A 14,107-nucleotide genomic window follows, 5' to 3' on the forward strand; every position below is an offset into this window, starting at 1 on the left:
TAGTCCGATTCGGACTATTCGCACGAAAAACAAGTATCTGATTCAAATGGAATTATATGGCGAGTGCGCCGGAAAGTCCCATGCGCAAGCGGCGGCCACACAGAGTGCGCCGCCGCTCCTTCATCAGGTTGTTTGGTTAACCGCTGTTCAGCGGTGGGCCGGTCCATGCAGGCCGGTCCGCGCAGGGCCGGTTCAGTTGTAGGCGACGGTGGCCGAATAGGTGCCGTTATAGGCCCCGATGGGCGCCGTCGGCGAAACCGTCAGCGTGCCGCCCACCGTAAAACTGCCGGTCCCGGCTGCGCTCAGCGTCGCGGTGGTCGCCGAAGGCGCGGTCGTAAAGGTGAGGCTGGTGCCACCCGAGGTCACGTTTCCGCCCGTGGTTGCGATCGAGTAGGACCGGTTGGCATCGCCCGCCACGGTGAAACTGTCTGCTGCCGTGGTCGAGCCGGGAACAAAGGTCACGTCGCTGCCGACCGAGCCGGTGCCGGTGGCGGTCACGGTCACGCTGCCGCCGGTGCCGCGGGTGAAGCGGCCGAAATTGAGGCTTGCGCTGGCCGGATGGGTCAGCACGATCGGTGCGACGACCGTCGCCGTGGCTGTCCCCGTGGCGGTCGACTGGTTGCCCGGCGCCGCAAGGGCGGGGCTTGTCGTTGCAAGCGCGATCAGCGCAGCGGAAAAAAGTCTGTTCACCGGTTTTGCTCCTGTGGTCCCTGTGTGCCCCGCACCGGAGAGACGGCGGGACTGGAGGATCCGGGCCAACCGGCGTCCTCTTATGTATTTTCACTAAGTATATATGGTTAATGAAAGGTAAGCGCTTCGCCAAGTCACACGAGGTGGCGAGGCAGGCCGGTCAGCTGTAGGTGACCATGATCGTCAGCGTCGCCCGGTAATGCGCCGCTGCGGTGCCGGCAGGCACGGTGAGCCGGCCGCCGATCGCGATGCGGTCTTCGCCCTTGTCGTCAAGCTGGCCGATCCTGGTTATCGCGCCGGCGTGGCTGTCCAGATGCACGGTCAGCGCGTCGATCGCCAGCGCCGGTGCGGCCCCGCCGGCCATCAGCGTGCCTGTCGCGGTGATCGCGAGGGGTCCGCTGACGGTATAGCTGCGCCCTGCCTCGCCGCTGACGCGGAAGCGCGCCGGCGTGATCCCCGCGCAACTGCCGCCCCCGGCACAGGCGGGTGAAGCGCCGCCGGTATAGTTGGCGCCGCCCTCGGCCGCGACGGTGACCGCGCCGCTCGCCGAGGGCGAGGACGTAAGCGAGCCGAAATCGAGATCGTTGATCGAGACGGCCATGATCGGCGCGATGATCACCGCTTCGGCCTGGCCCAGCGCCGAAGCGCTTTGGCCCGGCGCGGCAAGGGCGGGGGAGGCGCCGGCCATGCAGGCGATCACTGTGAAAAGGCCGCCGCGCATCACAGCTCCGCCAGAACGGTGACGACGATGGGGATCGGGATGGCCAGCTCAGCTCCGCCCGATGTGCGGGCCACCTGCAAGGTGCCACCAACACGGAACGTGCGGCTGCAGATGCGGCTCTGGCAACCGGTCAGGGTGATCTGCGCGATCTGGCCGGGCAGGAGCGCGCTGACCCCCGGCAGATCGGTGTTGAAACTGGCGATCGTGCCGGTCACTCCGCCGCTGATCTGACTGGCCGTACCGGGCACCAGCACCGCGATCAGCAGCGAATAATTGACGTTGGCATTGATGCCGCGATCATAGGTGAAGGTGAACTGCGCCGGACCCGGCGCGCTGCCGGTGAGCGGAACGATGGCGGAACCTGTAACCGTACCGGTTGCTGAAACGGTCCGCGTACCTGATGTATCGGTGAAAAAGCTGCCGAAGCGCAATGCCTGGTCGGCGGTTACGGTAATCGAGGGTGTGGCGGCAAGAGCGGGGGTGGACAGGGCAAGGCCCGCGCCCAGCATGGCGGCAAGTACACGCCGTGCGGCCCGGGCACACGCCCCGATCTTCGGCCGAACTTGCACGAGCGACGATGCCATGGCCGGAGTGATAAGCCCCGCGCGGTATGGCGGCAAGCCCGCCGACGCGCGCCGTCCCGCGCCGGTACTCGTCCTGGTTCAGTTGTTAACGGACAGCCTTACCGGCCGATCCCCAGAAAACCGAGGCTCTGGCTGTCGAACTTCATCCGCATCGTCGCGAAGATGCCTTTGCTGGTGCTGCGAGCGGCCTCGAAATCGCGGTCGCGGAAGCCGGTCAGGTTATAGCCGATCACCACCATCACGTTGTTGGCCGGAACGATGCCGATCTGCGGGCCCAGCGCGTAGGACGTCGTGCCATCGGAGAGGCTGCGCCGCACGGTTGCGCTGCCGCCCACTTCGATGCGCTTGCCGATGCCGAACCGCGCATCGAGCCCGCCGAGCAAGGTCGTACCTGCAAGGTCGAAGCCCTGGTAGCGATCGAAATTGTACCGCGCAGCCACGAACACGCCGATTTCGGTGCGCTGGACCATCTGGCCATCGACCCGGCCGTTGGGGGCCCAATCGCCCGAGAAGCTGGCAACCATGCGGTGCGAGCGGGCATTGCCATCGACGGTGAGCGCAGTGCCGCCTGTTGCAGTGCTGCCCGTCGCGCTGCCGCCGGTTGCGCTGCCGCCGGTTGCGCTGCCGCCGGTTGCGCTGCCAGTGTCGTTGCCGGTCACCACGCCGGAAATGCGGTCGCTGCGGTATTCCAGCTTGGCGAGGAACGCGAAGGCCGAAGTCGCCGGCCGGTGCGCGATGGAAATTGCCGCGCTGCCAACCGCGCTTGCCGCCCCGCTCGCGTCGTGCATCGACGTCAGCGTCAGCGCGCCGCCGACCACGCTGCCTTCGCCCATCTGCCGGATCGCGCCGAAAGTGAAACCCTTGCGCCGCGTGATTTCGCCGTCGCGCAGTTCGCCGCGCGCGGTCGCGCTCCAGCGGCCCGAGCGCCAGGTCGCGCCGAGCGTATAGGCCCTGAAATCTTCGGCAATCGTCGTCTGGCTGCTCGCCCCGACGACCGCAGTGCCGCCATTGGTCGCAAGCGCGCTCTTGCCGCCGATCACCTTGTTGCCGTCGATGGTCGCATCGATCGTCAGCGCCTTGCTGATCGGCAGCGATTGCGCGAGGCCGTAGGAGGCGAAAGCGCGCTTGCCCTGCTCGGTGATCGTCTGCGGCTGCTCGCTGCCGGTGGTCGCAAGGCCCTTTGTGGTCTGCTGGCCAACGACCGCGGCTATCTTGGCCCCGGTCCACGGCTGCACTTCCAGTCCGCCGCGCAGCGTGCGCGTTTCACCCTGGCCGCCATTGCCGATCTCGTAGTCGCTGATCAGGCGCACATCGGGCGTGATCGCATAGCGCACGCCCAGCCGGTAGCGCGGCGCCTGGTACGAGGTCGCATCGCGGCTGCCGATCGAGACCGAACCGGCCGCGCTCAGTTCCAGCTTGTTGTCGAACAGGCGCTTGGTGCTGCCCGCCTCGATGAGCGTGGTGCTGCCGCCCTTCGCGCCGGTGGGGCCTGCTGCCGCGCCGTCCGCCAGGGTCTCGCTGTAGCGGGCCACGCCGAGGCGCATTTCGGTTCCGGCCGAATTCCACGTCGTGCCCAGTTGCATCGCGCTGCGGTGCGAGCCGTCGACCAGCGAGGTATCGTGCCACGCGGTGGCGCTCACCAGCCACTTCTGGGTGATGCGGTAGCGCGTATCGACACCGATCTTGCGGCGGCCGAGTTCGCCGATGCTCACCTGACCCACTCCGAAATTGGCATCGAGCGAGCGGATATAGGCCAGCACGTCGAGCTTCGCGTCATGGCGCTCGGCCTCGATCATCCACGCGGCCTTGGTGCCGCTGCCGGCGGGGCTGCCGCCGGTCGCATGGCTCATCGCCGCTTCCGCGCGCACTTCGGTCTTGGTGCCGAGAAAGACCTTGGCATCGACCGCGCCGAGATTGGTGCGGGTGACGGCCGCGCCCGCATTCGCCGAGGCATCGCTGATCGCGGTCGCGCCAAGGCGTACCTTCTCGGACTTGCTGCGCCATTCGGTGCGCGCACCCGCGTTCCATGCCCCCCCGTTCAGCGTGTCGATTTCGTAATCGACGACGATCGTCTGCGGATTGAGGTCCGCATCGCGGCTCAGTACCGGCTGCTTGAAGGTGATCGTGCCGGCGAGGAGATCGATATCGTAATCGAGGAAACGCGTGAGCGTCTGGCTTGTGACAACCACTTCCGAACGGAAGCGGTCGCGCACTTCGATCGTTACTGTCTCGCTGTTGGGCACGATCGCGCGGCTGGAGAGGCGATAGGGCCCGCTGATGCCGCCGCCGGGGATCTGGTCGCGGCGATGTGTGGTGGCAACCTTGGCGGCATAGGCCTCGCCGCGCAGCTTGCCGGCGCGCGCTTCGGCCTTCACGCCGGTCATCGTGCGCTGATAGCGGCCAAGCTGGGTGTGATCGAAGCCGGTGTCGAAATCGCCGAACAGCGCGCGGACCTTGGCGCTTTCGATGCGCACATAGAGCTTGTTCACGCTCGCGGCATCGAAGCGGCGGTCGGATCCATCGGCGAAGACGGTGTAATAGGCCTTGGGATCGAGCCCGCCGAGCAGACGCTGCTCGGCACGCTGCTTTGCGCTGTCATAGGCGACCGTGGTCAGCCATTTGCCCTTGATCCGGCCCTTGGCATAGAACGCGATGCGCGCGTGATCACCAAGGTCGCTGTCGAAGCGACCGGTGCGCTGCATGTGATCGGCTATGGTCTTCGCGCCTGCTGCGGCTTCAGCAAGGCCCACCAGCGTCCACTTCGCCTCGCCGGGGACGACCCACGCTTCGAGAACCTGGCTGCGTTTCACTTCGCGGTCGGTGAACTGGAAGGTGAGGTCGACGCTGCCGCTGACCATGGTCGGCGCCAGCTCGATCAGCGCGACGCCGTCGTCGCCCTTCACCGTCCACGTCGGCGGCGCGCGATCCAGTCCGGCCAGCACGCGGCTCTGCATGGCATCGAGCGCAGCGGCGCTTTCATAAGGTGCGGACAGCGTGATCGGGCCGGAAATGCCGGCGTGGACCGGGCGGCCGGTGCGGTCGAGCACGCGCACCGCCACCACCGGGCGGGGCGCCCCGTCCGCCACCAGCCGCGTGCGCTCGGGCACCAGTTCGACCCGTGCAGGCGTCGCCCCGAAATGCACGGTGCGGGTGAGCGATTGCACCACCGCGCCGGAGGGATCACGCACCTCGGCGTCGAAGCGGGTGTCCTCGCCGGGCAGCGGCAGGCCGCGCCAGATGCTCACGGCATGGCCGTCGGGCGCGCTCTGGGTGCCGTCGAAGGCCAGCTTGTCGACCGGCTTGCCGTCGATCTTCAGTGCCACTGTTTGGCCCTTGCGGTGGCGGATCACCACGCGGGTGGTCGGCGCGCGCGGGTTGTAGTCGGCGGTGGGAAACAGGAATTCGGTCGGGCCGTCGCCCATGCCGATCCAGTCGGTATCGCCGCCGGCCGCCGTGCGGTCGGTTTCGGCGACGGGCTTGGCGGCCTCGGCGGCAGCGGCCGCGGCGGCCAGTGTTTCGGCGGGCACCGTGGCAGCGAAGTTGGCGACGGCAAGGCTGCCGCCCTGGCCGATCACGAAGCGGCTGGCGGCGCTGCCCGCGCTGCGGGTGGAGCGTGTGCAATCAACGAACTTGCCGCCCTTGGGCAAGGTTACCTCTTGCGCTTCAACGACATGCGTGCCGGGCATCAGCCCTTCGAAGTGGTAGCGGCCATCGGCGTCGGTGACCGCAAAGCTGCCGTCTTCGAGCACCAGCCGCACGCCGCCGATGCCCGGGCGCGGTGCCTTGCGGGTGTTCGGCACGTCGCAGCCGCCCAGCGTCACGCGCCCGATCAGCGTCATCGTCGCGGCCAGGTTGTCGCGCTCGACGCGTACGGCGGCGCTCGCCGTTGCGGTTAGTCCGCGTGCATCAATGGCGTCAATGCGGTTAACTGCGTTGCCGGCCGAGGCTTCCGGCCGCACGGTCATGGCATACGTCACGGTCCGCGTCGCGCCGGGGGCAATCGTGCCGATCGCGATCGTCAGCGTGCGCCCGTCGGGGGCCACGGTCACCGTGTCCTTCGCCGCCTTCACGCCATCGATGCGGATCGTTCCCGCGCGCAGGCGCAGGCTGGAGGCGGGCGTGTCGCTCAGCACCACGCCGCGTTTGGCCCTGCCGGGGTCGGTATTGCGCACGGTGACCGTATAGAACACCGCATCACCCGGCTGGGCGACTTGGCGGGATGCCGTCTTGCTCAGGCTCACCGCAACCGGGGGCCGGTCCACCGGAATGTCTACGCGCACCGGCGCAGGGCTCGAAAGTGCCAGACTTTCACCATAAGAGGCCGGTAGAATAACCAGATCGCCCCCATCGGGGCGCCGCAGGCCGGCAAAGTTCTTGGGTGTAAGCGCCGAGGGCGCCGTGTAGGGCTCTGGCGGCTCCACCACCAGCCGGTAGGTGCCGAGCGGAGCGAGCGGGAAGCGGTATTCGCCCTCCGGCATCTGCCAGGTGCGGCCGGCGCCGTCGGTGATGAGTGAGCCGGTGACGATGGTTGAAGGCCAGGTTGTCACGCCGTCCTCGGCGAACACGCGCGCGGGCTTGCCGGTCGCGACATCGACCAGCGTCACGCGCGCACCATCGATGGGCGCGGCATCTTCGCTATCGAAAACAAGGCCATAGGGGTCCGCCAGCACGTCCACGTCGGTCTTGATGACCGAGCCGTCGCCGCTCGCGCCGTTGTAGGAGACGGTGACCTTGTCGCCGCCCGAGACGCTGAGCCGGCAATCGCCGTCCCGGGGCTGGGGCGGAATCGCGCTGGTCGGGATCGCGCCATAGAAAACGCCGCTGTCCGCCGCGGTCTCGGTCACCGTGATCTGCTCGCGGTCGCCACTGGCGGACGTGATCGTCACCTTCACGATGTCGGGCCTGGTGGGATCGAGTGCGCCGCGCGCCAGCACGAGGCGGAAGACGACCGGTTGGCCGACCGTGATGCTCGAAATCGTCTTGGGATCGGTCGGGTCGGCGCCGCCCGCATCGACATCGACGGCCGGCAGCGGCGCTCCGGCGCACATCCCGCCGTTGACTGTGAACGTGTCGCTGCCGCCGGGCAGGGGCAGGACTGAAATCGTGGGGTTTTCCGTCACCACATCGAACGAGACCACGTTGGAATCGGTGGTGATCTCGGTATCGCCTGCGATCCAGTGAGCGTGGGCGGTGTTGGTGATGGTGGTCGCCGCGGCGGGAACGCTGGTCATGGCAAACAGCGCTGCAAAAAGCAGCGCGGCCATCGCCCAGATCCTGTTCCGCAATGCCGACATGGCGTTTGTTCTTTGTTTTCAGGACAAAAGAAGGGTGGGGCGGTGGCGTTCCCCCAGGGTCGCCACCGCCACAGTTCCCGAAGACCTCAATGCCTTGAGGGGTGGCCGCCTAGGCCCCGCTCAATTGATTGTGGCCTGGAACACCACCGTCTTGGTTTCACCGCCGGCAACCGAAGCAAGGGTGCCGCTGACCGTGTTGGAGGCCATCGTGCCCGTGCCGGTCGTGTCGGCCGCGCACGTCGCGACGCCGCTGGCGATCGTGGCCGTGCCGTTGGTCTTCACGCCGAACGTCGAATCGTAGGTCAGGTTCGCCGGGATAGGGTCATTCACGGTGATCGAAGTCGCCGTGGCGCTGCCCGAGGCGTTGCTGATCGCGATGCAATACTGGATCGTTGCACCGGGGATCATCTTCGGGTTGGTCGACCCGTTGATCGGATCGCTGATGATACGCGAGGACTTGATCGCGCTGAGCGTCGCGGCCGAGACGGTGTAGTCGTCCTTGGCCGAGAACGCAGCGTCACGCGCCGAGTCGGTCGCACCCGCGCCATCCGCGAACACCGTATCCATACCCGAGGTGTTGGCACCCGTGGTCTGGACCAGCGCCGCACCGAGGCTGCCAACGCCGCCGGCTTCGCGGCCGGTCGCCGTCAGGGTGACCGCGGCCACCGCGCCATTGGCCTGGCCCAGTGGCACGTCGGAGACGACGAGCACCTGCACCGAAGCGTCAGCGGCCACTTCGTCGAGGAAAGTCACCGCCGTATCGGTGCCCGCTTCATAAGTGCCGTTGTTGTTCACGTCGCGGAAGATGCGCACGTTGGTCACGTCGAACGTGTCGGTGTTCGAGTGCGCACCGGCGCCGCCCACCTGCTGCGCCGCCGCGAGCGCGAGGTCGAGCGGGGCGTTCGAGGTGTTGACCACCGTGAAGGCCGTCACCTGGTTCACTGCGCCCGGCGTCACGGTCGTCGTGGTGGTGCCCACTTCGGCAACGGTGAGTTGGACGCGGCGGTCGACCGTCAGCGTGTCAGACGCGCTGGTGCCAGTCTGGCTGATGCCACCGACCTGGAAGGCGACCGACACGGTGTTGGTGATGGTCGAACCGGCCGTGGTTCCGGCCGCATGGGCCGGGTTTGCGCCGAGAGCGGCAAGGGCGCAGACGCCCGCCGCACCCAGCAGTTTGCTGCGATACGTCATTTTCTTATGCTCCACTGGGTTGCCTGCGAATATTCCGGTCGCTCGCAGGCCCTGCGACCCCCCGTTCCGCTACATTAGCGAACGATTCCATGATATTGGACCTCGCCCGAAGCGCCTGGGGCGATCTGGGCAATGGTCCAGCGGATGTGTGTGACATCGGCTGCTGCGGCGGCCCGCGGGCTGCCATCGGTGGCTGTCACCTTGAGCGCGTCGAGCTTGCCCCAGGTCTTGCCGCCATCGACCGAGACATCGGTGCCGGGCGCGCCGTCGGGCGCGAGCAGGACGGCTGAAGGCAGCGGGTTGGTCATCACGTAGTTGACCGCAGGCAGGCCGCCCGCATTGTGATAGCGCAGGGTGTAGACCAGCTTGTCGCCGGGCACGACGACCTTGGGGTCGACCAGCTGCACCTTGCTCACGCCATTTTCGGTCACGGTCTTCTCGATCATGACGTCGATCTTCAGCGATACGGCTGCGGGAGCCTGGGCGCTGGCAGCCGGTGTGGCCTGAGCCGCCGCCAAGGCGGGGCTCGCCATGGCCATCATGGCAATCGATCCGGCGAGGGACTTGACGAGGATGGACACGTTCATGGTTGGCTTCCCTGATTGATCAGTTGATCTTGACGGCGAAAACGACGGTCTTGGTGGTGCCGCCGGCAATCTTGCCGAGAGTCACGTCGATGCCGCTCGCACCGCCGACACCGGCATCGCCATCGGCCGCATCGGTGAGGGCTGCAGCATCGAGCTTGAGCGAACCGGGCACGTAGGTCGTGCCATCGGGGATGGTGTCGATCACATGCAGCCCGTCGAGCGAGCCGCTTCCGGACACCTTGGCCGCAAGCGAATAGGTGACGACTGCACCGGGCACAGGCTTGGCCGTGCCGAACGGATCGAGGATCGTGGCCGATTTGGTCAGCGTGAGGTTGGCAAGGCTGGCAACCAGGCCGGCCAGCGAGTTTGCTGATGCCGTGGTCAGGCCCACAACGGCATCGCCGCCGCCTTCGCCCTTGCCGGTAAAACTGGTGCCGGGCGTGCCAGTGCCGGTCTGCGCTGTGGCGGTGAGGCGCACCTGGCTGGTCTGCGCGTCGGCTGCGCCGGCAGGCAGCGTCACGAGCACGAAGACCTTCACGCTCTTGTCCGGTGCCAGCACAGGCGTCGCCAGTGCGCCGGCGGTCAGCAGGGTATCGACGCCGGGATCATAGACGCCGTTGTTGTTGCTATCGAGCGCGAGCGACTTGATCGTGCCGTCGAAGGCATTGCCCGAAACCTTGGGATCCGCGGCGAGGTTGAACGCCTCTGGGCCGTTGCCGCTGTTGGTCACAGAATAGACGAGCACGGCGGGCGCGCTCGTGGCCGTTGCCGGCGCGGTGCTCAGCGTGGACACTGCCACATCAAGCAGTTCGTCGACCTTCACGGTCACCTTGTTCGAGGTGACCGAGCCGGTGCCTGCGCCGGTCTCGTATGTCGCGGTGGCGGTGTTCTCGATCAGCGTGCCCGCGAGCACGCCGGTGGCATGCGCAGTCTGCGCGAGAGGAGCGGTGAGGGACAGGGCGACGATCGAGCATCCAGCGATGCCCGCAGCCCGGCGGAGGGGAGTGAGGTACGTATTCATACGTGGCCCTTTCCACCCGGCGTGGTTAACAACGCGTAAGGGCGAAAATGGCTCGAGCCGTGAATTTGCGCGGCTCTGCGTTACAGGCGTTCGGCAAGAGCGTAACCAACATTCGTTAGGTCGCGCTGCAGGAGATCAGCATATCCTGCTGATTTAAGGTGACTTTTCGAATTGCCCGGAGATGGCGCGGAAGCAATCCTTACCGTCGCGAAGGCTGCGTATCCGCCCGGATGCTCTGAAAAAAATTTTTTAATTGAGTCCGCAACGGTGACGATCGTCGCCGTTTGAAGGTAAATCCGATGATGCCTCGCCGAAACCCCTTGCCAACCACCAGCGCGGTCGCTGGTGCGGGGCGAACGTATCCGCAGGACGGCGATCGGGGACTCTGGGTGCTTGTCGCCGCGCGCGCTCGGGCCTAGAGGGGCGCTATGCCGGGAGAAATTCTAGACAATCGTGGGCGCGGCACGGCCGGGTTCACTTGGCCCGCCATCCATCCGGAAGGTCGCATGTTCGGCGCGATCGCCGGGGCGCTGTGTATTGCCGGTGCGTTGCTGGGCGGTTCGCTGGTCGGCTGGCCCTTGGCCTTTCTGACCCTGGGGGTGCTCGCCTTCTTCCGCGATCCGGAGCGGGTGACACCGCGCGACGACAGCTTCATAGTCGCGCCTGCCGATGGCCTCATCACCCAGATCTGCACGGTGCTCCCCCCGCGCGAGATGACAGCGGACGACGGCAGCGGCCTTCCCGCCCTCGCCGAGGTGCCCGTTACGCGGGTCTCGATCTTCATGTCGGTGTTCGACGTGCACGTGAACCGCACGCCGATCGGCGGCACGATCCGGCGGGTGGTCTACATTCCCGGCAAGTTCCTCAACGCCGATCTCGACAAGGCGAGCGAGGAAAACGAGCGTCAGCACTTCGTGGTCGAGCGGAGCGACGGCGTGCGGGTGGGTTTCACGCAGATTGCCGGCCTTGTCGCGCGGCGCATCGTCCCGTTTGTCAAGGCGGGGGATATCGTCGCAGGTGGCCAGCGCGTGGGCCTCATCCGGTTCGGCAGCCGGGTCGATGTCTACCTGCCTGCCGGCACTGAACCGCGCGTGCTGATCGGCCAGCGCGTGGTTGCCGGTGAGACGGTGCTTGCTGTGCTGGGCCAGAGCCCGGTGATCGAGGGCGTGCGCCAGTGAGCGAGCTGCCGCCGCCGGGCAGGCCGCGCAGTGCAGCGAGGGAAGGGGCGGCAGACAAAGCCTATCGCGAATATTCGGGCGAGGACTTCGGTCGCCGCCGCTTGCCGCGCGGGCTTACCCTGCGCGCCCTGGTACCCAACGCCATAACTTCTGCCGCGCTCTGCAGTGGCCTCACCGGAATCCGCTTCGCAATCGGCGGAGATTTCCATTCCGCCGTGCTGGCCGTTCTGCTGGCTGGCTTTCTCGACGGGATCGACGGGCGCGTCGCGCGGTTGATGAAGGCGCAGTCGCGCTTTGGGGCTGAGCTCGACAGCCTCTCCGATGCGATTGCGTTCGGGGTCGGACCGGCGCTGATTCTCTATCTGTGGTCGCTAAGTGCGGTGCCGCGGTTCGGCTGGTTTGCCGCCCTGGCGCTGGCCGTTGCCTGCGCGCTGCGCCTCGCGCGGTTCAATGCGTCGATCGATCTGCCCGGCCAGCCGCACAAGTCGGCGGGCTTCATGACCGGGGTGCCCGCTCCTGTCGGGGCGGGTCTTGCCTTTCTGCCGCTTTATCTCTGGTTCGCCAGCGGCATCGAATGGATGCGCGCGCCCTTCGTGGTTGGACCGTGGGCGCTGCTAATAGCGTTTCTGATGATATCCAATCTGCCAACGCTGGGTTGGGGAGCGCTGCGGCCGCGCCGAGCAATCCGGCTCGAGGTGATCGCGCTGGCAGGCATGCTCACTGTCGCATTGATGACCGAGCCATGGTTCACACTCGTCGGCGTCTGCGCCTTGTATCTTGCGCTCATGCCGGCGGGCCTGTGGCGCTATCGCCGGATCATGCGGCAGCGCGCAGGCGCTGGCCAGTCGAAGCCGGAGCCGCAACCGGCGCCTTGACCAGCCGGACCGCTGGGCGGCGTGGCCGCATGGCGGCACCTTCGGCTACCCGCGGCGCGGCAGGTGTCGCCGTGGCGGTGATCTGGACGAGGAACTCCCGGTCGGTAGCCAGCGCGCGCGAATCCGCGATCAGCTGGCGCAGGGCTGGAAGCTGGGCGCGCACCGTGATCGCGATCGCTGCGAGAGCCATGCCGGCGGCGCTGACCATGACAAGCGAGGCGACAAAAGGGATCATGGACATGGCAAAGATGTCTTTCGAACCGTGGACCGACCGCTTGACAAGCGGTGGGTACCCTGTGGATAACCTCGGGACAGAATCGGAATGTCCAAGTCGTTCCCGTCTATGGGTGGATTGTTCTCTTTTTGTTCCGATGCGTCAAGCTGATTCGAGCTTGGCATTCCAAAAATTTTCGGCGCAGGAATTCAGGCGTTTGCTGTGAACGCGCGCTGGCACAAGCGGGCAGCGCAGGTCAGGCTTCTTCGGTCTCGGGGTGCCGATCGGTTACGCGCCGGATGGCGGTCCCCGCGCGCGGGGGGCGCGGGGACCGCGGTGGCGGTCTGGGAGGGCGCCTGGTCGGGGCGCGACCGCCTAGGCCGCATGGGTGCGCGGCCGGCATGGCCGCTGGGTCTGCGGCCAATCACAATAATGGCGTGCAATCGTGCTGGGCTACACAGTGGTGGCCCGAAGTATCGGCATCAGCAGTTTCGGCACTGAACTGGTAGGCGCTCCACAAGATCCGCTTGGGGGAGCTGAAAGCCAGGTGAACCGCGCTTGATCCGGGGCAACTTGAAAATGCCGGGGAATTTCGCGATTGGCGGTGTTTGCCGTCGCCTGCCCTTATGGGCATGTCCAAATAGTTTTACAACTAGTATTCATTACCTATTGGACACATGTCAGTCCATATTGACGCTTTCTTCGCTCCTCGCGCGGCCATGATTGGCATGGCGCGGATCGGTGCGATGTCCCGGGCCGGCATTTGACGGTAGACGTGGTGGTGATGCGGCGCTAACGGCCCACTCGCAGCGTTTCCGATTCGGACATGGGGTTCGGGGCAGGGCGCGGCAATCCACATGGAATGCGCATATACCGGTGCCGCGCTGGGGTTCCTCCCGCCAGCGGTTCCTGCATTCCAGAGGCTGAACCGGAAAGGAATGACCTATGGCGGCTCCCGTCGTCACCATGCAGCAATTGATCGAGGCCGGCGCACACTTCGGCCACCAGACCCACCGCTGGAACCCGCGGATGAAGCCGTACATCTTCGGCGCCCGCAACGGTATCCACATCCTCGACCTCTCGCAGACCGTGCCGCTCTTCGCTCGCGCGCTCGAGTTCGTTTCGGCCACCGTCCAGGGCGGCGGCAAGGTCCTGTTCGTCGGCACCAAGCGTCAGGCGCAGGAGCCGATCGCCCAGGCCGCGCGCGCTTCGGGCCAGCACTATGTCAACCATCGCTGGCTGGGCGGCATGCTCACCAACTGGAAGACCATCTCGGGCTCGATCAAGCGCTTCAAGGCGCTGGAAGAGCAGCTTTCGGGCGACACGACCGGCCTCACCAAGAAGGAAGTGCTCCAGCTCACCCGCGAGCGTGACAAGTTCGAGCTCTCGCTCGGCGGCATTCGCGACATGGGCGGCATTCCCGACGTGATGTTCGTGATCGACGCCAACAAGGAAGAGCTTGCGATCAAGGAAGCCAACGTTCTCGGTATCCCGGTCGTGGCGATCCTCGATTCGAACGTTTCGCCCGACGGCATCGCGTTCCCGGTTCCGGCGAACGATGACGCCAGCCGCGCCATCCGCCTCTACTGCGAGGCCATTGCCGCTGCCGCGACCCGTGGCGGCCGCGATGCGGCGATCGCCTCGGGCGCCGATCTCGGCGCGATGGACGAGCCGCTTCCCGAGGAAGCGATCGAGGCCACCGAGCAGGCTGACGCCTGATCTTGCCAGTTTCGGTGACGGTCTTCGTCAAGG

General features: G+C 66.5%; 11 protein-coding genes. 3 read left to right on the forward strand and 8 right to left on the reverse strand.

Features of this window, described 5'->3' with window-relative positions:
- Positions 1 to 192: 192 nt before the first annotated feature.
- From AQZ52_RS08145 to AQZ52_RS08175, 7 genes are all read right to left on the reverse strand, one after another.
- The gene (locus AQZ52_RS08145) at positions 193 to 690 is read right to left on the reverse strand and encodes a DUF4402 domain-containing protein (RefSeq protein ID WP_240481483.1); all 498 of its coding nucleotides are present in this window, start codon (positions 688 to 690) and stop codon (positions 193 to 195) included.
- Positions 691 to 850: 160 nt separating this feature from the next.
- On the reverse strand, positions 851 to 1,411 hold the full coding sequence (locus AQZ52_RS08150; RefSeq protein WP_067908279.1) for a DUF4402 domain-containing protein: 561 nt from the start codon (positions 1,409 to 1,411) through the stop codon (positions 851 to 853).
- Complete coding sequence (locus AQZ52_RS08155) at positions 1,411 to 1,995, reverse strand: DUF4402 domain-containing protein (RefSeq protein WP_082697631.1); 585 nt, start codon at positions 1,993 to 1,995, stop codon at positions 1,411 to 1,413. The genes AQZ52_RS08150 and AQZ52_RS08155 overlap by 1 nt, the downstream gene beginning before the upstream one ends.
- 98 nt (positions 1,996 to 2,093) lie before the next feature.
- Positions 2,094 to 7,259, reverse strand: a complete 5,166-nt coding sequence (locus AQZ52_RS08160; protein WP_067909698.1) for a DUF11 domain-containing protein — start codon at positions 7,257 to 7,259, stop codon at positions 2,094 to 2,096.
- Positions 7,260 to 7,409: 150 nt separating this feature from the next.
- Complete coding sequence (locus AQZ52_RS08165) at positions 7,410 to 8,480, reverse strand: DUF11 domain-containing protein (RefSeq protein WP_067908285.1); 1,071 nt, start codon at positions 8,478 to 8,480, stop codon at positions 7,410 to 7,412.
- 74 nt (positions 8,481 to 8,554) lie between these two features.
- Positions 8,555 to 9,067, reverse strand: coding sequence for a DUF11 domain-containing protein (locus AQZ52_RS08170; protein ID WP_067908289.1), 513 nt, complete (start codon positions 9,065 to 9,067; stop codon positions 8,555 to 8,557).
- A 19-nt stretch (positions 9,068 to 9,086) separates the two neighbouring features.
- On the reverse strand, positions 9,087 to 10,088 hold the full coding sequence (locus AQZ52_RS08175; protein WP_067908292.1) for a hypothetical protein: 1,002 nt from the start codon (positions 10,086 to 10,088) through the stop codon (positions 9,087 to 9,089).
- A gap of 428 nt (positions 10,089 to 10,516) precedes the next feature.
- Between AQZ52_RS08175 and AQZ52_RS08180 the strand changes: the two genes are divergently transcribed.
- Positions 10,517 to 11,266 carry a phosphatidylserine decarboxylase gene (locus AQZ52_RS08180; protein ID WP_067908295.1) on the forward strand — a complete coding sequence of 250 codons (750 nt, stop codon included), beginning with the start codon at positions 10,517 to 10,519 and terminating at the stop codon, positions 11,264 to 11,266.
- A 101-nt stretch (positions 11,267 to 11,367) separates the two neighbouring features.
- Positions 11,368 to 12,141 (forward strand): CDP-alcohol phosphatidyltransferase family protein, encoded by a 774-nt coding sequence (locus AQZ52_RS08185; RefSeq protein WP_067909701.1) that lies wholly within the window; start codon positions 11,368 to 11,370, stop codon positions 12,139 to 12,141.
- Here the strand turns inward: AQZ52_RS08185 and AQZ52_RS08190 are convergent.
- Positions 12,083 to 12,382 (reverse strand): hypothetical protein, encoded by a 300-nt coding sequence (locus tag AQZ52_RS08190; protein WP_067908298.1) that lies wholly within the window; start codon positions 12,380 to 12,382, stop codon positions 12,083 to 12,085. The two genes, AQZ52_RS08185 and AQZ52_RS08190, sit on opposite strands and share 59 nt — an antisense overlap.
- Positions 12,383 to 13,300: 918 nt before the next feature.
- Here AQZ52_RS08190 and rpsB point away from each other — a divergent pair.
- Positions 13,301 to 14,074 (forward strand): 30S ribosomal protein S2, encoded by a 774-nt coding sequence (gene rpsB / locus AQZ52_RS08195; RefSeq protein WP_067908301.1) that lies wholly within the window; start codon positions 13,301 to 13,303, stop codon positions 14,072 to 14,074.
- Positions 14,075 to 14,107: the final 33 nt, after the last annotated feature.

The organism is Novosphingobium fuchskuhlense (genome assembly GCF_001519075.1).
In the GTDB taxonomy this organism is placed as follows: Bacteria; Pseudomonadota; Alphaproteobacteria; order Sphingomonadales; family Sphingomonadaceae; genus Novosphingobium; species Novosphingobium fuchskuhlense.